Genomic DNA, 17,549 nt, shown 5'->3' on the forward strand with positions numbered 1-17,549 from the left:
TGCACGTTTATAGTTCAACATAATACGGTAAACAGCGATAACACGCAGCATTTGGCCACAGTCATCGTGGTACTATTGCCGCTCGAAACAGGGGGTAGTTTGAGCAAGCACATTCATATTTTGGGTATCTGCGGTACCTTTATGGGCGGCATAGCCCTGTTAGCTCGCGAGCTTGGCTATACGGTCAGCGGCTCCGACGCCAATGTTTATCCGCCCATGAGCACCCAGTTGGAAAACGCGGGTATAACTTTAATGGAGGGCTATGAACCGGCGCACTTGCAACCGGCGCCCGATGTAGTGGTAGTGGGTAACGCACTCTCACGCGGTAACCCCGCAGTAGAGTATGTGCTTAACCGCGGTCTACCCTATACCTCCGGACCCCAATGGCTGGCGGAAAATGTGCTGCGCCAGCGCTGGGTGCTGGCCGTTGCCGGTACCCACGGTAAGACCAGTACTAGTAGCCTTTTAGCGTGGCTGTTGGAACAGGCAGATATGTCGCCGGGTTTTCTGATCGGTGGCGTGCCAGCTAACTTTGGTGTGTCGGCGAGACTGGGTGAGTCGGACTTCTTCGTAGTAGAAGCCGATGAATACGACACGGCTTTTTTCGACAAACGCTCAAAATTTGTTCACTACCACCCGCGCACGGTGTGCCTTAACAATCTGGAATTTGACCACGCCGATATTTTCGCGGATCTGGATGCCATCAAGACTCAATTTCACCACCTGTTGCGCACGGTGCCCGGAGAAGGATTGGTTGTCTATCGAGGCGGCGATGCTGCTCTGGCCGACGTTCTGGAGCTTGGCTGCTGGTCTGGTCAGGCGAGCTTTGCGGTCGATCAAGAAGCAGACTGGCGGGCGCAGCCGATTGCAGCCGATGCCACTGAGTTCAGCCTGCATCATGGGCCTGAGCAAGTTACTGCGCGTTGGAGTCAGACCGGGCAACACAGTATGGAAAACGCGCTGGCAGCAGTAGCCGCTGCTCATCATGTGGGCGTACCGCTGGGAGTATCTGTTGAAGGCCTGGCAAGCTTTACCGGTGTCAAACGCCGCATGGAGTTGCTGGCGGAAGTCAGCGGTATTGCCGTATACGATGACTTCGCGCATCATCCCACCGCCATCGCTACGACTCTGGCCGGAATGCGGGCGCGAGTTGGTGATGGCCGCATTTTGGTGTTGCTGGAGCCGCGCTCAAATACTATGCGTCTGGGGCAGCACCGCGCGCAGCTGGCGGCATCAACCGAACAAGCTGATGAAGTGTTTTGGTATCAGCCCCCCGGCCTCGACTGGGATCTACAAACAGTGGTTGACGGATCAGCGGTTACTTCCCATTTGTGCTCGGACACACAGACGATGGTTGATCAAGTTGTGGCTGCAAGTCGAGCCGGAGACCAGATCGTTATCATGAGTAATGGCGGCTTTGACGGTGTCCACCAGAAGTTGATTGCGGCGTTGCGCCGCGCAGAAAATATCGCCCACAAGGAGTAAGTCTGGAATGTCTTCCACGGTAGCTGCACTCTACGAGCGCCTCGTTCTGCGTCACCCGCTGATTAGTCTGGTGCTGTGCGCGCTGGTCATTGGCGCTCTGGCATCGCAACTGGGTAATTTGAAGTTGGATGCCTCCTCGGACTCGCTGGTACTGGAGGGTGATGCTGACCTGCAGTTTTTTCGTGATGTCGCCAAAGAATATGAATCCGAAGAGTTTCTGGTTATTACCTATCGCCCGGGCGGCGACCTGCTGGGTGATGAGTCGCTGGCTACGATTGGCGGCCTACGTGATGAACTGGTGCAACTGGATGGCGTGTCCTCGGTACTGACCATTCTCGATGTACCGTTGCTGCAAAGCCCGCCTGTGTCGTTATCAGATGTCACCGGTAGTGACGGCATGCCAACCCTGGAAGACCCTGGCATCGATCGCGAATTGGTGCGCGAAGAATTTCGTACCAGTCCCATTTATCACCAACTGTTGGTGAGCCCTGACGGCACCACAGCCGCTATTCAGGTCAATCTGGAACCCGATGAAAAGTATCGGGAACTGTTGCAGCGGCGTGAAGACCTGCGCAGCAAACGCGCCGACGCCGGGCTTGATCAGTCTGAGCAGGAGGAATTGAGCCGGGTCGAAAAGGAGTTTAAGGCCTATTCGTCACTGGTCAGTGAGCGCCAGAGCCAGCTCGTAGAAACCGTGCGCCAAGTAGTTGCACCGTACCGCGCCGGTGCTGATTTGTTCGTCGGCGGCGTGCCCATGATTGCCGCAGATATGGTCAGCTTTGTGCGTAGCGATCTGGTCACCTTTGGTAGCGGTATTCTGTTGTTTGTGGTGGTAGTGCTGGCCATAATCTTCCGCCAGCCGCGCTTTGTACTTATACCGATGATTACCTGTATTGCGACCGCCACCTTCATGTTGGGTCTGCTGGCTACGCTGGACTGGCGCATGACTGTGATTTCCTCCAACTTTGTAGCGCTGCTGCTGATCACCACACTTGCCATTACTATTCACCTGATGGTGCGCTATCGCGAGTTGCAACTGGATAATCCGGATACCAGCCAGTTTCAGCTGGTTATGGATACGGTGCGTTTGATGGCCATTCCGTGTCTATATACATCACTCACAACCGCTGTAGCATTTGTGTCGCTGGTCGTTAGTGGACTGCGCCCGGTAATGGACTTTGGCTGGATGATGACAGTGGGACTTGGCGTAGCCTTGGTGCTGACCTTTATTATTCTGCCGTGCCTGATGGTACTGCTGCCCAAGGGTCGCCCGGCCAACAGTGATTCACGCCACAGCGGCCTCACGGTTTACTTTGCGGGCGTCACCGAAAAGCGCGGCGGCGCCATTATTGCAGTGGCTTTGTTAATGTTGTGTGTCAGCGTGGCTGGCATCAGCCAGCTTAAAGTTGAGAATCGATTTATTGATTATTTTTCCGATACCACCGAGATATATCAGGGCATGGAGCTGCTGGACGCCCAGCTCGGCGGCACCATTCCGCTGGATATTATTATTGATTTGGAGGAGGAAGAAGACTTTGTGCCGCCGCCCATGGTGATCGAAGAACGCACTGCCAGTGCCGCGGATACTGCTGCTGATGCAGCGTTTGAAGACGAGTTTGAAGACGAGTGGGCCGACGACTGGGAAGACGACAGCGGTTTTGATGAGTCGCCCGGCGGCGAGTCTTTTCAGCAGAGCTATTGGTTTACCGTGCGCGGTATGGAAAAGCTGGAAGCCATTCATAACTACATTGATTCTCTGCCAGAGACCGGCAAAGTGTTGTCACTGGCGACCACATACGCGGTGGTGAAAAATCTGTTGGGTGAAGATGTAGGTGATGTAGAACTGGCGCTGGTGCAAAAGAGTTTGCCTGCCGACATTGCTGAGATTGTGGTTGACCCTTACTACTCGGAGAGTCTAGACCAGGCGCGTATTTCGTTGCGAGTTAAGGAAACCAGTCAGGAGTTGCGTCGCAATCAGTTTCTTATAGATCTGCGTCAGCACTTGGTTGAAGACATGGGCTTGCAGCCGGATAAGGTTCGCTTTACCGGTATGTTGGTGTTGTATAACAACGTTCTGCAGAGCCTGTTCAAGTCGCAGATTCTGACCTTGGGCGCTGTTTTTATTGCCATTTTGATCATGTTTCTGGTGCTGTTCCGGTCACTGTGGCTGGCGCTGATTGCGATTGGTCCCAACTTGTTGGCAGCAGGCATAGTGCTTGGCGGCATGGGCATTGCGGGAATTCCGCTTGATATTATGACGATCACCATTGCCGCTATTGTGGTGGGTATTGGCGTCGATCATGCTATTCACTACGTGCATCGTTTCAAACGTGAGTTTCCGCTCGACCGCAATTACGTGGCCACTATGTATCGCTGCCACGAGAGTATTGGTCGAGCCATGTACTACACCTCGATCACAGTGATTGTCGGCTTTTCGATTCTGGCGCTATCCAATTTCACGCCCAGTATCTACTTCGGCTTGCTAACCGGGCTGGCTATGTTTGCCTCGGTGTTAGGCTCACTAATGTTGCTGCCTAAGCTGATTATTCTGTTCAAGCCATTGGGCCCGCAGTCCTAAATGCAGAGCTTATCGCTATTTCCGCTGGGCTCGGTGTTGTTTCCGGGTGGTCGCATGCCGCTGCGTATTTTCGAGCAGCGCTACCTCGACCTGGTGCGTCAATGCCTGAAGCAGGATGAGGACTTCGGCATGGTCTGGATTACCAGCGGTTCAGAGATTTCTCAGCCAGAGGGTATGGCACCTGAGTTGGCGGCGGTGGGTACCACGGCGCGGATTGTCGATTGGGACGCGCTGCCTAACGGTCTCTTGGGGGTTACGGTCGAGGGCGGCGAGCGCTTTCGCCTGCGGGCATCGCAACCTCGGGCAGACAAACTGGTCATCGGCGAGGTAGAACTGCTGCCAGCACCGATAGCGCAGCCGTTGCCAGATTCAGCCGACTCGCTATTGGAAGTGCTGGTTAACCTGGAACATCATCCACACGTGCAGAGATTGGGTATTACGACGGATCATGCCAACGCCTGGGAGGTGTGCTGGACGTTGGCGCAGCTGCTGCCAGTTGAAGAGGATATCAAGTACCGGATACTTGCATGCCCCACGTTGGAAGACACTATTGAGCTGCTCGACGCCGCGTTGAACGAACTGGGCGGCGACTGATACCAGTCTGCGCAGTGCACTACTAGTCGATCGCAGGCATCCAACCGCCGAGATCCTTCCAGCGGTTTACGATCGTGCAGAACAACTCGGCGGTTTTGTTGGCATCGTATTCCGCGGCGTGAGCTTCGTTATTATCAAACTCAATGTGGGCTTGCTCACAGGCCTTGGCGAGTACCGTTTGACCGAAAGCCAGGCCGGCTAAGGTCGCCGTGTCAAAGAATGAAAACGGATGAAACGGGTTGCGCTTGATGCTGCAGCGCTCTACTGCAGCATTGATAAAGCCAGCGTCAAAATGCGCGTTATGGCCAACCAGAATAGCGCGGGTGCATTCCTGCTCTTTGAGTTCTCTGCGAATCACACTAAACAATTCTGCAAGGGCGTCCTTTTCATGCATGGCTTCTCGAAAAGGGTGATAGGGGTCAATGCCGGTGAAGTCGAGCGCAGACTGTTCGATATTAGCGCCTTCAAAAGGCGCCACGTTGTAGCTATGGCTGGAATGAATGTCCATTTGGCCGCTGGAGTCCATGCGCATCACCGTGCCGGCGATTTCCAGAACGGCGTCTGTGCTGGCGTTAAAACCGCCGGTTTCAACATCAATAACGATGGGCAGAAAACCGCGAAAGCGGTCGCGTATACGACTCATGAGTTTACCTGCCATTGAAGTTGTTCGCCGGCGCGCAGTGGCGTCAGCGAGCTGTTTCCCAGCACCAGAGAGGCTGGTGCCAGCCAGTTACTGCGTTGCAGCGTGATCGTGTCAGTGTTGCGGGGCAGACCGTAGAAGTCCGCCCCATAAAAAGCCGCAAAGGCCTCTAGCTTGTCGAGTGCGCCGGCCTGTTCAAATACCTCTGCATAAAGTTCCAGAGCCGCATAAGCGGTATAACAGCCAGCGCAGCCGCAGGCAGTTTCTTTGGCGTCGGTGGTGTGTGGCGCCGAGTCGGTACCCAGAAAGAACTTGGAGTTGCCACTGGTGGCAGCGGTAATCAGCGCCTGTTGATGGCTATTGCGCTTGAGTATAGGCAGGCAGTAATAGTGCGGTCGAATACCGCCAGCTAGCATGTGGTTGCGATTATAGAGCAGGTGATGAGCTGTAATAGTGGCTGCCACCGTCGCTGGGGCGGATTCTACAAAGGCTACCGCGTCAGCAGTGGTAATGTGTTCCAGCACCATTTTCAGGGCCGGGAACTGCCTGACAATCGGTCGCAGGTGACGCTCAATAAATACCGCTTCGCGGTCAAAAATGTCAATGTCGCCGTCTGTTACCTCGCCATGTACCAGCAGCGGCAGGCCGGTAGCTTCCATGGCAGCCAGGGTCGGGTACAGGGCTTCCAGCTCTGCCACACCGGCATCGGAGTTTGTGGTGGCGCCTGCCGGATACAGTTTGACGGCGTGCACGAAGTCGCTGGCGGCGGCACGTTCTATTTCCGCTGGAGTGGTCTGGTCGGTTAAATACAAGACCATTAGCGGCTCTACCTGGCGTGGCAGATCGCTCATGGCCGCCAAAATGCGTGCTCGATAGGCTTCTGCCTCGGCAACTGTTGTCACTGGGGGGGTTAAGTTGGGCATGACAATCATGCGCCCAAAGTAACGAGCCATGTCGGCGCAAGTATGGGGCAGGGCGTCGCCGTCTCGCAGGTGAACATGCCAGTCGTCGGGGCGGGTCAGGGAAATCTCGGTCACAGGGGGCCTTAACAACAAGATAATGCAGCATGCTACCCGAATCGGGGCGTTGATTGAAGCAAAGCGGCAGCACTATAGACTTGATCTCGGGCCGCCTTGTAAAATGCGCCCCCTAATTTGCAGCATCTGGAGCTCAACATGTCTGATATCAAAAAAGTCGTACTCGCCTATTCCGGCGGCCTGGATACGTCGGTGATTGTGCGTTGGTTGCAGGATAACTATGGCTGCGAGGTAGTTACCTTTACTGCAGACATTGGTCAGGGAGAGGAAGTGGAGCCTGCGCGGGCCAAGGCCGAAGCTCTGGGAATCAAGGAAATCTATATTGACGACCTGCGCGAAGAGTTTGTGCGTGACTTTGTTTTCCCCATGTTTCGGGCCAACGCCATTTATGAGGGGGAATACCTGCTGGGTACCTCTATTGCCCGTCCGCTGATTGCCAAGCGCCTGATTGAAATTGCCAATGAGACCAATGCCGACGCCATCTCCCACGGCGCTACCGGCAAGGGTAATGACCAAGTGCGCTTTGAGCTGGGTGCCTATGCACTAAAGCCCGGTATTCAAGTGATTGCACCTTGGCGCGAATGGGACCTGACCTCGCGCGAGTCACTGATGGCTTACTGTAAAGAGCGGGATATTCCGGTGGACTTTGACGGCGGCAAGAAAAAGTCCCCGTATTCCATGGATGCCAACCTGTTACACATCTCCTACGAAGGCGACATTTTGGAAGACCCTTGGTCAGAGCCAGAAGAAGACATGTGGCGTTGGAGTGTGAGTCCTGAAGCGGCGCCCGATGAACCCACTTTCCTGGAGCTGGAATACCGCAACGGTGACATCGTGGGTATAGACGGGGAGGCCATGAGTGCGGCAACCGTACTTGAGACACTTAACAAGGTAGGCGGTGCCAATGGCGTGGGCCGTGCGGATATCGTCGAGAACCGTTATGTAGGTATGAAAGCCCGGGGCTGCTACGAAACCCCCGGCGGTACCATTATGCTGCGTGCGCACCGGGCCATTGAGTCGATTACGCTAGACCGCGAAGCCGCGCACTTGAAAGATGAGCTGATGCCGCGCTATGCCTCGCTGATTTACAACGGCTACTGGTGGTCACCCGAGCGCCGCATGCTGCAGGCCGCTATTGACGACACTCAGGGTGTGGTTAATGGGGTAGTACGGGTTAAGTTATACAAGGGCAATGTGATTGTGGCGGGACGCAAGTCGCAAGACAGCCTGTTTGATGAAAGCATCGCCACCTTTGAAGACGATGCCGGTGCATACGACCAGAAAGACGCAGAGGGCTTTATCAAGCTTAATGCCCTGCGACTGCGCATAGCCGCCAGCAAGGGTCGCAACCCGCTGGACGGCCAGTAGCTTGCAAACCGTCAGCGTTTTTTGCGGGTCCAGCTTTGGCACCAACTCCGAATATCGCAGCGCGGCTACTGTGCTGGGTAGGGAGATTGCCAGTCGCGGCATGACGCTGGTTTACGGCGGGGGTCATGTTGGCCTGATGGGCGCTATTGCCGATGCGGCGTTGGCAGCGGGCGGTAAAGTGATTGGCGTGATTCCGACGGATATTGCGGAGCATGAAGTGCAGCACGATACATTGACCGAACTGCATGTTGTGGACTCTATGCACGAACGCAAGATGCGTATGGCCAAGCTGTCTGACGGTATGATTGCCATGCCCGGTGGTCTGGGTACATTGGAAGAGATATTTGAGGTCTGGACCTGGGCCCAGTTGGGTTTTCATGGCAAGCCCTGTGCCATGCTCAATGTGGCGGGCTATTACGATGGGCTGTTGGCCTTTTTGGATCGCTCGGTGAGCGAGGGTTTTGTGAAGCAGGTGCACCGCGATATGCTGTACACCGGCATTGAGCCTGCAGCCATGCTGGACTGGATGAACGAGTATCAGCCCGAACCAGACCACCTGTGGCGTGACCTGGACCGCAGCTGAATACGCTGTGAACGACAACAGCGCTCTACAAATGCGCCCGACAACAGCAACCGCGGAGAATGAGCGATGGAAGAGTTTTTGGCCAAGCAAGCCATAGCCGAACTGGTGTTGACCTATTGTCGGGCCATTGATCGCCGTGATTTTGAGTTGTTGGGTAGCCTGTATACGGCGGATTCAACTGATGACCACGGTGCTCTGTTCAGTGGCACCGGCGCCGGCTACGTGGCCTGGGTGCCAAGTATCCTTGAGCACATGTTGGTGACCTCGCACCAGGTGTCTAATCACCTGATAGTGGTGGACGGTGATTATGCGGAAGGTGAGGTCTATATTCAGGCTTACCACCTGACCCGCGATTCTGGCGGGCAACTGGTAAAAATTATTGGTGGCGGGCGTTACCTGGACCACTACGCCTGTGAGCAGGGCCGCTGGTTGTTTGCGCATCGTAAAATAGTCGCCGACTATGACCTGCGACTGCCAGCCGGGCCGCAGGATGACGAATTGATGGCCGGTACCAATCGCGGCGGTCACGGCGACGCTGACCCCTCTGCCAGCTTCTTCAAACTGCTGGGTAAGGCGTAGGCTTTTACGGTAGTAAATCACTGGCTTCCTGCCGCCACTGCCGTAGAATTACGGCGATAGTTACCCGGTTCCGCAGGAGATACCCACATGCACTTTAGCGCTTTTTTGAACTCATTCGCACGTCTGTTGGTGCTTTGCACTCTGATGCTAGGCAGCGCGATAGCACTGGCCGCGAAACCCCTGATAGTGGGGCATACCTCTGATTATGAGCCGCTGAACTTTGTACGTGACGGCAAGCTGGTAGGTATCGAGATAGACAACGCGCGCGAGATTGGCAAGATTCTGGACCGTCCGGTCAAGGCCGTGATTATGCCGTTTGAGGACCTGCTCAAGGCGCTGGACAGTGGTGACATAGATGTAGTGATGGCAGGCGTGAGTGTGACCCCCGAGCGGCAGCAGCGTGTCACGTTTGTGGAGCCGTTTATGACTGTTGGCCAGATGGCCATTATTCTGGCGGACAAAGCGGGCCGTTTCGCGCAACCCCGAGCTATCTATCAGGAGGGTATCCGGATTGGCGTAGAGCCCTTCACGACCGGCGAGCGTTATGTGCAAGATACTCTGAACGGTGCCAAGGTGAGCCATTTTCCGACCTCAGAGGCAGCCTTTGCTGCGCTGCGCAGTAACCAGATTGATATGTACATACACGATGCTCCTACTTCCTGGCTGCTGGCAGTGGGCACCGCGAATTCAGACCTGTTAAGCCTGTTTCGCTACCTGAGCTCGGAAGATCTGGCCTGGGCTGTGCGCAAAGACAACACCCGCTTGGCGGCCGAGTTGAATATGGCCATACAGGTACTGAAAGATAATGGCCGCTTGCGTGCGATTCAAAACCGCTGGATACCGATTCAGGTTAACGTTCGCTAGCGCGCTGTAATGAGTCGCGGCGGTTAGTGAAAGTCACGCGACTTCAGCTGTAGCTCCTTAAGTTCGTCGCTGTAGTCGTGCAGCGCCCCGGCAATAATATGAATGACCCCGTCGCGCGCCTCTAGCGTGCCCTTGACCAGCAATAACTGCGAGGTCATCAATGGCTGCCGAAAACGCTCCTGTACCCGCGGCCATACCACAATATTACTACTGCCAGTCTCGTCCTCCAGAGTCAGAAACAATACTCCTGAGGCGGTACCCGGCCGCTGCCTGCCCGTTACCAGCCCGGCAATACGCACAAATCGGTTATTACTGACCGTGGGTAAGTCTTGATGCCGCTGGCAGCGGTTAAACGGATACTGCGCGCGTAGCAGCTGCATGGGGTGGGCGCGCAGGGTGACGCCGGTACTGCGGTAATCGGCCATGACTTCTTCGGCCACGCCCGGAGCACGCAACTTTACATCATCATCAAAGTCACTGGCGGGGCGTTCACTATCGTTATTCAGAAGCGGCCGGTTGGCTTCCAGCGCCATAATTTGCCACTGGGCCTGATGGCGGTGCCCGCCCAGGGCGGCCAGTGCGTCGGCGTCGGCCAGCGCTTCCATATCGCGCTTGTCTAATTGCGCGCGCTGGCGCAGGTCACTGACATGGCGGTAAGGCCCACGGCGCCGTTGTTGGGCAACCCGTTTTGCCCCTTCTTTGCTCATGCCTTTGACCAGTCGCAGACCCAGCCGCATTGAATGGTCGCGGTCTGCCAGCAGGGTGTGGTCCCAGGCACTGGTGTTCACATCAATGGGCAGCACCCGGACCCGGTGCCGACGGGCGTCCTGAATCAGTTGTGACGGCGAGTAAAAACCCATGGGCTGGCTATTCAGTAACCCACAGAAAAAGGCCGCAGGATGGTGGCATTTGATCCACGCTGAGACATACGCCAGCAGGGCAAAGCTAGCCGAGTGTGACTCGGGAAACCCGTAGCCGCCAAAGCCCTTGATCTGCTCAAACAGGCGCTGGGCAAAGTCTTCGTCATAGCCGCGCGCCAGCATGCCCTTGACCAGTTTGGTTTCAAATTTGATGAGGTTACCGTTTTTGCCCCAACTGGCCATAGCCCGGCGCAGCTGGTCGGCTTCGCCGCCACTAAAACCCGCCGCTACCATCGCCAGTTTAATGGCCTGTTCCTGAAATATAGGTACCCCGAGGGTACGCTCCAGTACGCTTTGGATATCCGGGCTGGGGTAGGTCACCGGTTCCAGCCCCTGCCGCCGGCGCAGGTAGGGGTGCACCATATCGCCCTGTATTGGCCCGGGGCGCACAATGGCCACCTGAATGACCAGGTCGTAAAAGGTTTTGGGTTTGAGGCGCGGTAGCATCGACATTTGCGCCCGTGACTCAATCTGAAAGACCCCCACACTGTCGGCCGCCTGCAACATACGATAGGTGCTGGCATCTTCACGAGGTATATCCTGAATGCAGGTAAGGCGCGGCTGGTAGCGATTGATCAGCTGCAGGCTTTTACGAATGGCCGACAGCATGCCCAGTGCCAATATATCGACTTTGAGCAGGCCGAGTGCCTCAATGTCTTCCTTGTCCCACTGGATGATAGTGCGGTCGGCCATGCTGGCGTTCTCTACCGGTACCAGGGTAGATATAGGACTGCGGGTAATCACAAAGCCACCCACGTGCTGGGACAGGTGACGGGGGAACCCCAGTATCTGCTGCACCAGATCATAAAACAGGGTGGCGCTGCGGCTGTGCCCGGCAATGCCCTGTTCTTCAAAACGCCGTTCCAGGTCCTTACTGCGGTCCCACCAGGCCAGCGACTTGGCCAGGTCGTCAACAAAGATAGGGTCTAAACCCAGCGCCCGGCCCACATCGCGCACGGCGCTGCGGCTGCGGTAGGTAATAACCGTGGCGGCCAGTGCGGCACGCTTGCGGCTGTATTTTTGGTAGATGTATTGAATGACTTCTTCGCGGCGCTCGTGCTCAAAGTCGACGTCGATATCCGGTGGCTCGTCGCGCTCGCGGGAGATAAAACGCTCAAACAGCAGCGACACTTCCTCGGGCGACACCTCGGTAATATGCAGGCAATAACACACCACCGAGTTAGCTGCCGAACCGCGCCCCTGACACAAAATGTCGCGACTGCGTGCAAAACGCACGATGTCGTACACCGTCAAAAAATAGTATTCGTAGTGGAGCTCTGCAATCAGTGCCAGTTCGATCTCTATGCGCTCTAAGGTTTGCGGCAGCGGCCCATTGGGCCAACGCAGCTTGCAGCCCTCGGTCACCAGTTGCCGCAGGTAGGTGCCGGCGTCCATGCCAGTCGGCACTACCTCCTCGGGGTATTCATAGCGCAGCTCATCCAGGCTGAAGTCACAATAGTCGGCAATCACCAGCGTTTGCTGTAGCAGGGCGGCTGGATATAACTTGCACAGTTTGTCGATGGGCCGCAGGTGTTGCTGACTGTTGCTGTGGCGCAGGCGGCCCAGCTGATCAACACTGGTGTTGTGGGCGATGGCGGTGATGACGTCGTGCAGTGGCTTGCAGCGCGGGTGATGCATCTGCACATTGCCACAGGCCAGCATGGGTATATCAAGACTGGTGGCCAGCTCCAGAAACTGTAAATAGCGCTGTGTCTCGTTACCGTGACGCAAGTGGCTAACACCCAGCCACAGCCGTTCCTTGCACAGGCGCCGCAGCTGCTGGCCATAGGCGCGGCTGGTATCACTGTTATCAACGGGCAGCCATATGAGCAGGCAACGCTTGAGATGAAAGATCACGTCACGCAGGCTGACCCGGTACTCGCCCTTGGGGCTGCGCCTGCGGGCCATACTGATTAACCCCGACAGTTCGCTATAGGCGGCGCGATTGGGCGCCAGCGCCAACAGCTTGATGCCTTCTTCCAGGTTCAGCTCACTGCCAATAATCAGCTTGATGTCGTATTCCTGCGCCGCCACATGAGCCTTGACCACCCCGGCTAGCGAGCACTCATCAGTAATGGCGAGCGCGGTATAGCCCAGCTCTGCCGCGCGCTGCACCAGGTCTCGGGGGTGCGAGGCACCGCGCTGGAAGCTGAAGTTGCTCAGGCAATGGAGTTCGGCATACATGGTGGTGAGTTAATCCGGCGGTGACAGTGGGTCTACAATATACTGTATATATATACAGTATCAGGTTGCCTGTCAAACATCACAAGTCTGACAGTGGGCTGCGTACCGCGCGGCCGCCACGGTTCAGTACGTGGGTGTAAATCTCTGTAGTACGGATATCGCTATGGCCCAGTTGCTCTTGCACCGTACGAATATCAGCGCCGCGTTCCAGCAGGTGAGTAGCAAAGCTGTGGCGCAAGGTATGGCAGGTCGCGAGCTTGTTGATATTGGCCCCGCGCACCGCCGCCTTGACGGCACGTTGCAGGCTTTGCTCGCCCATATGATGCCGGCGCACCTTGCCACTGCGTTGGTCCAGCGAGCGCTGAGCGGAGGGGAAGTAATACTGCCAAGCGAGTTCAAACGGCGCCCGGGGGTATTTTCTTGCCAGTGCGAAGGGCAGGTAAACCCCCTCCCAGCGCTCAGCGCCTTGGTCTTCTTGCCAGAATAATTCCACCTGCCGAGCTTGACGCTGTAGCAAAGGCACACAGCTCTGTGCCAGCGTGGTGATACGTTGCTTGCGGCCTTTACCATCGCGCACCAAGATGGCCAGACGATCAAAATCGATGTCCTTGATGCGCAGTCGACATACTTCCATCAGCCGCAATCCGGAGCCGTACATCAACTCAGCGCAAAGGCGGTGCATACCCTGCAGCTGATTTAGCAGCGAGCGTACTTCATCGCGAGACAGCACCACTGGCAGCTTTTGTACTTTGCTGGCACGACTGAACTCTCCCAGTTTCATGTCGGCGCGGCCCAGTACATTACGGTACAGGTACATAAGCGCATTGAGCGCTGTTTTCTGGGTGGATGGCGCTACCTTACGCGTCAGCGCCAGGTATTCCAGGTAGGCGACAATATCCGCTTCATTAAGGTCTTGCGGATGGCGGTTGTTATGAAAGCGGATATAGTTGCGAATCCAATACAGGTAACCCTGTTCGGTACGCTTACTGTAATGTCTGGCGCGCAGGTGATCGCGCACCGAAGCTAAAAACGGCGATTTCATGGCACATCCTTGTGCTGTGATCACTGCAGTTTAGTGGGCTCCTGGCCCAACAGCCAGTTGAGCCGCCAATCTGAAGCGGGTATTGTTGTTAGCGAAGCTTAATTTTGTAGACTGACATAAGCGAAGAGGGCGTGAATTGGGACATGCGAGGCAGTGGTCAACCAAAACCCACATCAGAGGATGACAAGTTATGTGTCACTCTGACGTGTTTTATTACGTCACACCGACGTCTAATACGCTGTTATGCGCCCCTGAGGGGAACAACGTAGGATGAAAAAAGCAGCAGTTGTAATCGGTTGTCTGATCATGTTGCTAGCTGCTTTTTTTGGTGGGCGTTTTTCAGTCAGTACGCTTGGAGAAATTGAAGCCCCGAAAAACGTCACGACTTCTACTAGCGCCACGCCGACCAAAATGTGGGAGAAATTTGGCACAGACCTACAAGTGGCTGGGGTGAGTATGATTCGTGAACTGCCTGTAGATTACCCCATTGACCAGGCCGAGGGTGTTCGATTCATGCTTCGGCAGCTTAGATCTTCGATTGATATGGTCCTTGCTCGAGAGCAGGGTATGCCGTCCGTATTTCGACTTGGCACGAACACTTCGGCTAAATGGGGTTTGGATGGCGCGGATGGAAAGTACACGAATGCCGCCATAACCGGTCAAGGCACATATCGATTGCATGGCAATATAGGGTCTGCACGACTCTTTGCAGTGCAAAGTGCAACGCAGACAGGAGAGTTTGATGGCTCCTACGATCAATACGAGTCATTTAAAGAGCTGACCGGTGATCAATTGCAAATCGATGCAGAAGGTAATTTCGAAGTGCTTATTTCGGGTTATAAGCCAGATAATTGGTCGGGAAACTGGTTGGAGTTAGATCCAAAAGCCACTGAATTGCTTGTGCGGGAATATTTCAGGGAGTGGGAGAGCGAAGTCCCGGGCACATATTATCTAGAACGGCTGGATGATAGTGCGCCCAGCGAGCCACTCGATCTGCTACAAGCGGCCGACTTACTCGATTCGACCATCAACGAGTTTTATATTCGTGTCCCCGAATGGAGAAACGAGGCCGACCAGATTCGCAAGTTGTTTACCAACAAGATTTTTGTACAAAAAGGTGCCAGGGGAACGCTTGCAGCCAATTTTTATGGCGCGGGGTGGTTTAAGGTCGCCGACAATGAAGCTCTCATTATCGAGATGGATGCGCCCGATGCGCTGTTGTGGAGCATCCAGCTTGGCACAATTTGGTGGGAATCTATTGATTATCTAAACCATACCGCTAGTTACAATGACAGCCAGGCGGTCGCGAGTAGTGACGGTAAATACAGGTTTGTTATCTCACAGAAAGACCCCGGAGTAGTGAACTGGTTGAACCCTGTTGGGCACACCGAAGGTATGATTTTCCTTCGCCAGCAACAATCAAAAAACCTGGTTAAGCCTGAAGCAGCGTTGGTACCTTTTGAGGATTTGCGGTCACATTTTCCAGCGGATGTAGAAAAGGTCGGCCCTGAAGATCGAAAGCGTAATCGGGCCTATCGTTTGAAGCATGGTGTGCAGCGATATTCGCCGTGAACCCCAATTATGGCCTATATTTATGGAGTGTCAGCGCATAACAAGAAAAGCAAGCGGGACGCCGTAGACGGCGCCCCTTCTTAAAGCGTTATGTGACCAAGAGACGATATTATCAACATGACTGAATTTGAATTGCATTACCTGATAGTTGAAAGGCGCACTGAGTTAGTCTCGATTTTGCAATGGTGGGTAGCACTATCGATTGGTCTTGTTACAGCGACTCACTTGATAAAACACTCATTGAATCTGCTCGTTGCCATACTTTTTACAGTCCCCTATATAGTTTTTAGTATGATTATGTTGAGTATGCTTGCGAGTTTAGCTGGGCAATTGGGTGCGGCTTTTGATGACCTTCTAACCTACAGTGAGGCGAATAAATTGGCCTCTCTCCAGACAAAGGAATTATTAGGAGTTTGGAGTAATGGAACCATTAGGGGGGCGTACGGATTTATCCGCCTATTAGCGGTCGGGTTTGCGCTGGCTATTGGCCTTTATCCGTTGTGGCGTTGGTGGGAGGTTCGTGGTGACCATGAAAAAAACACATAACAAGGCAAGCCACATGGACGTCAAAACCGCTGCGCGGTTTCGCCGCCAGTGCTTGAAGCGTTACGAGGCCTTTTCATGATCGTCGATGTGTCAACGTTCCTTCCGGTCGAGCCAGCAGAGGTTGAGTCACACCTTAGGACCTCGCGTTTGCTCATTTATGTCGCTTCTCCTCTTGTTAAGTTCATTCCCTGTGGCGCTAAGCAATTGCCAGAAAGATGGGAAGAAGGGACGTACTGGGTGTCTTTGCGATTATTTGGGTTTGTCCCTTTCGGAAAGCAGGCTGTAGTAATCTCATATCCCGAATCACGAAGCAGCTTCAGTGTTCGGGATAACGGTCACAGCATGTTGGTAAAGAAGTGGGACCACCGAATTACTATTGATCCATCAGGAACCGGTACCCTTTATCGAGACCATGTGACCATCGAAGCTGGAGTATTCACTGTTTTTATCTGGGCATTTGCCCAACTATTCTACCGTCATCGCCAACGTCGCTGGCGGCAACTAGTGGCGAGTGGATTTAACTATGCGGCCACCTAACAATAACCGGCAGTGCGGCCCTTCGGGCCCGGACGCCAAAACCGCTGCGCGGTTTCGCCGCCGCTGCGGTGAGCGTTATGTGCAAAAACTAAACGATCACAGATCGATGAATGAGGCTTCCTTTCCATGAAAAATGTTCTGCTTGCCCTGATCATAGTTCTGACCACCAATCATGCTCTCGCTGCCGAAATAGAATCAAAGGCAGATGCAGACGCTTTTCTGGCGAAATATTGTGTTGCGCTGATCAACGAAATCGCAGAAGCGGTAAAGCGTCAGGAAGATCATTCGAAAAAGAATGAGTGGCAACAGGTTGGAGAACAAGGGGCATACATTGCTGGTGTTGCGGACGTTTACAGTAAGCTTTGTGTCGCTAATGCAAAGAGCACATAACAAGGTGCCCAAGGTTACTCCGGCCCTACGGGCCTCCGCGGGACGGCCTGACGGCCGCCCCTTGGCTTGGCGTTAACTGTCCGACCAATCATCCCAACTCGAGGAGAATTCGTGAACATACCGACTAGAGATGAAAGATTGAAGCACGCGAAGCATCATTGCGAGTTATGGAATGCGGGGAAAAAGGAGGAGTGGATCGCCTCATGGCGCTCCATCGTGAAGACCGACAACGTAGTAATGTACGATCCAGTCGGTACCGAAGCAAAGAAAGGATTTGACCATTTCACGAGTCATGCCTGGGACTTATTTCAAAGTCTCTTAAAAATGTATTTGTTCAAAGTGCACGTCAATGGCAATGAGATGGCATGGGTCATAGAGTGTCACTTCGGCGAAGGCGACAATGTGGTAGTGACTCATAGTATCGAAACATTTCAGTGGTGTGATGATGGATCGTTTCAGATCAAAACATACTACGAAATGCCCGAAGCATTAGGAGAAAAAGACGACCCCTATCAGTACCTCCTAGATCAAAATGGATAGAAAGAGGTCGCACGCGAAACAGTTAACAAGTCGGGGCTTGGGACGCGCTAACGCGCGCCCAAGCCCGAAGCGTTATGTGACCTCGGAGGT

The 17,549-nt window shown here is 54.5% G+C and carries 16 protein-coding genes; 12 read left to right on the forward strand and 4 right to left on the reverse strand.

Going from position 1 to position 17,549, the window contains the following annotated elements:
* Positions 1–99: 99 nt before the first annotated feature.
* The 3 genes from mpl to EYC98_RS19785 are packed head-to-tail and all read left to right on the forward strand — an operon-like array spanning position 100 to position 4,657.
* Positions 100–1,485 carry a UDP-N-acetylmuramate:L-alanyl-gamma-D-glutamyl-meso-diaminopimelate ligase gene (gene mpl, locus EYC98_RS19775; RefSeq protein ID WP_279247127.1) on the forward strand — a complete coding sequence of 462 codons (1,386 nt, stop codon included), beginning with the start codon at positions 100–102 and terminating at the stop codon, positions 1,483–1,485.
* Between the two features lie 7 nt (positions 1,486–1,492).
* Positions 1,493–4,063 (forward strand): efflux RND transporter permease subunit, encoded by a 2,571-nt coding sequence (locus tag EYC98_RS19780; protein WP_279247128.1) that lies wholly within the window; start codon positions 1,493–1,495, stop codon positions 4,061–4,063.
* Positions 4,064–4,657 (forward strand): LON peptidase substrate-binding domain-containing protein, encoded by a 594-nt coding sequence (locus tag EYC98_RS19785; RefSeq protein ID WP_279247129.1) that lies wholly within the window; start codon positions 4,064–4,066, stop codon positions 4,655–4,657.
* 22 nt (positions 4,658–4,679) lie between these two features.
* Here EYC98_RS19785 and rnt read toward each other — a convergent pair whose 3' ends face one another.
* Together rnt and pyrC are read right to left on the reverse strand one after the other, a co-directional pair.
* On the reverse strand, positions 4,680–5,300 hold the full coding sequence (gene rnt / locus EYC98_RS19790) for a ribonuclease T (RefSeq protein ID WP_279247130.1): 621 nt from the start codon (positions 5,298–5,300) through the stop codon (positions 4,680–4,682).
* On the reverse strand, positions 5,297–6,334 hold the full coding sequence (pyrC, locus tag EYC98_RS19795; protein ID WP_279247131.1) for a dihydroorotase: 1,038 nt from the start codon (positions 6,332–6,334) through the stop codon (positions 5,297–5,299). The genes rnt and pyrC overlap by 4 nt, the downstream gene beginning before the upstream one ends.
* Positions 6,335–6,472: 138 nt before the next feature.
* On the opposite strand from pyrC, the gene EYC98_RS19800 reads away from it, so the two are divergent.
* The 4 genes from EYC98_RS19800 to EYC98_RS19815 all read left to right on the forward strand — a co-directional run bounded on the left by EYC98_RS19800 (position 6,473) and on the right by EYC98_RS19815 (position 9,728).
* A complete protein-coding gene (locus EYC98_RS19800; protein WP_279247132.1) occupies positions 6,473–7,702 on the forward strand; it encodes an argininosuccinate synthase in 1,230 nt (409 codons plus the stop codon).
* Position 7,703: 1 nt separating this feature from the next.
* Positions 7,704–8,285 carry an LOG family protein gene (locus EYC98_RS19805; protein WP_279247133.1) on the forward strand — a complete coding sequence of 194 codons (582 nt, stop codon included), beginning with the start codon at positions 7,704–7,706 and terminating at the stop codon, positions 8,283–8,285.
* 66 nt (positions 8,286–8,351) lie between these two features.
* Positions 8,352–8,864, forward strand: a complete 513-nt coding sequence (locus EYC98_RS19810; protein ID WP_279247134.1) for a nuclear transport factor 2 family protein — start codon at positions 8,352–8,354, stop codon at positions 8,862–8,864.
* A gap of 87 nt (positions 8,865–8,951) precedes the next feature.
* Entirely contained in the window at positions 8,952–9,728 is a 777-nt protein-coding gene (locus EYC98_RS19815; RefSeq protein WP_279247135.1) for an ABC transporter substrate-binding protein, read from the forward strand.
* 23 nt (positions 9,729–9,751) lie between these two features.
* Here the strand turns inward: EYC98_RS19815 and EYC98_RS19820 are convergent, their stop codons facing one another.
* Complete coding sequence (locus EYC98_RS19820) at positions 9,752–12,832, reverse strand: error-prone DNA polymerase (protein WP_279247136.1); 3,081 nt, start codon at positions 12,830–12,832, stop codon at positions 9,752–9,754.
* A 79-nt stretch (positions 12,833–12,911) separates the two neighbouring features.
* Entirely contained in the window at positions 12,912–13,874 is a 963-nt protein-coding gene (locus EYC98_RS19825; protein WP_279247137.1) for an integron integrase, read from the reverse strand.
* A gap of 270 nt (positions 13,875–14,144) precedes the next feature.
* Here EYC98_RS19825 and EYC98_RS19830 point away from each other — a divergent pair, with 270 nt between their 5' ends.
* The 5 genes from EYC98_RS19830 to EYC98_RS19850 all read left to right on the forward strand — a co-directional run bounded on the left by EYC98_RS19830 (position 14,145) and on the right by EYC98_RS19850 (position 17,459).
* Positions 14,145–15,446, forward strand: coding sequence for a DUF1214 domain-containing protein (locus tag EYC98_RS19830; protein ID WP_279247138.1), 1,302 nt, complete (start codon positions 14,145–14,147; stop codon positions 15,444–15,446).
* A gap of 117 nt (positions 15,447–15,563) precedes the next feature.
* Positions 15,564–15,992, forward strand: a complete 429-nt coding sequence (locus EYC98_RS19835) for a hypothetical protein (protein ID WP_279247139.1) — start codon at positions 15,564–15,566, stop codon at positions 15,990–15,992.
* 342 nt (positions 15,993–16,334) lie between these two features.
* Positions 16,335–16,529 carry a hypothetical protein gene (locus tag EYC98_RS19840; RefSeq protein WP_279247140.1) on the forward strand — a complete coding sequence of 65 codons (195 nt, stop codon included), beginning with the start codon at positions 16,335–16,337 and terminating at the stop codon, positions 16,527–16,529.
* A gap of 126 nt (positions 16,530–16,655) precedes the next feature.
* On the forward strand, positions 16,656–16,919 hold the full coding sequence (locus EYC98_RS19845; RefSeq protein WP_279247141.1) for a hypothetical protein: 264 nt from the start codon (positions 16,656–16,658) through the stop codon (positions 16,917–16,919).
* 111 nt (positions 16,920–17,030) lie between these two features.
* Complete coding sequence (locus tag EYC98_RS19850) at positions 17,031–17,459, forward strand: hypothetical protein (protein WP_279247142.1); 429 nt, start codon at positions 17,031–17,033, stop codon at positions 17,457–17,459.
* Positions 17,460–17,549 lie beyond the last annotated feature (90 nt).

This window comes from Candidatus Litorirhabdus singularis (assembly GCF_026262625.1).
Taxonomy (GTDB): domain Bacteria; phylum Pseudomonadota; class Gammaproteobacteria; order Pseudomonadales; family Halieaceae; genus Litorirhabdus; species Litorirhabdus singularis.

Excerpts from the sequence above, each read along its gene's own strand:
- EYC98_RS19800 (WP_279247132.1), top strand. The coding sequence starts at position 6,473 with ATGTCTGATATCAAAAAAGTCGTACTCGCCTATTCCGGCGGCCTGGAT.
- EYC98_RS19840 (WP_279247140.1), top strand. The coding sequence starts at position 16,335 with ATGTTGGTAAAGAAGTGGGACCACCGAATTACTATTGATCCATCAGGA.
- EYC98_RS19780 (WP_279247128.1), top strand. The coding sequence starts at position 1,493 with ATGTCTTCCACGGTAGCTGCACTCTACGAGCGCCTCGTTCTGCGTCAC.
- rnt (WP_279247130.1), bottom strand. The coding sequence starts at position 5,300 with ATGAGTCGTATACGCGACCGCTTTCGCGGTTTTCTGCCCATCGTTATT.
- EYC98_RS19845 (WP_279247141.1), top strand. The coding sequence starts at position 16,656 with ATGAAAAATGTTCTGCTTGCCCTGATCATAGTTCTGACCACCAATCAT.
- EYC98_RS19825 (WP_279247137.1), bottom strand. The coding sequence starts at position 13,874 with ATGAAATCGCCGTTTTTAGCTTCGGTGCGCGATCACCTGCGCGCCAGA.
- EYC98_RS19820 (WP_279247136.1), bottom strand. The coding sequence starts at position 12,832 with ATGTATGCCGAACTCCATTGCCTGAGCAACTTCAGCTTCCAGCGCGGT.
- EYC98_RS19830 (WP_279247138.1), top strand. The coding sequence starts at position 14,145 with ATGAAAAAAGCAGCAGTTGTAATCGGTTGTCTGATCATGTTGCTAGCT.
- EYC98_RS19815 (WP_279247135.1), top strand. The coding sequence starts at position 8,952 with ATGCACTTTAGCGCTTTTTTGAACTCATTCGCACGTCTGTTGGTGCTT.
- EYC98_RS19810 (WP_279247134.1), top strand. The coding sequence starts at position 8,352 with ATGGAAGAGTTTTTGGCCAAGCAAGCCATAGCCGAACTGGTGTTGACC.
- EYC98_RS19785 (WP_279247129.1), top strand. The coding sequence starts at position 4,064 with ATGCAGAGCTTATCGCTATTTCCGCTGGGCTCGGTGTTGTTTCCGGGT.
- EYC98_RS19835 (WP_279247139.1), top strand. The coding sequence starts at position 15,564 with ATGACTGAATTTGAATTGCATTACCTGATAGTTGAAAGGCGCACTGAG.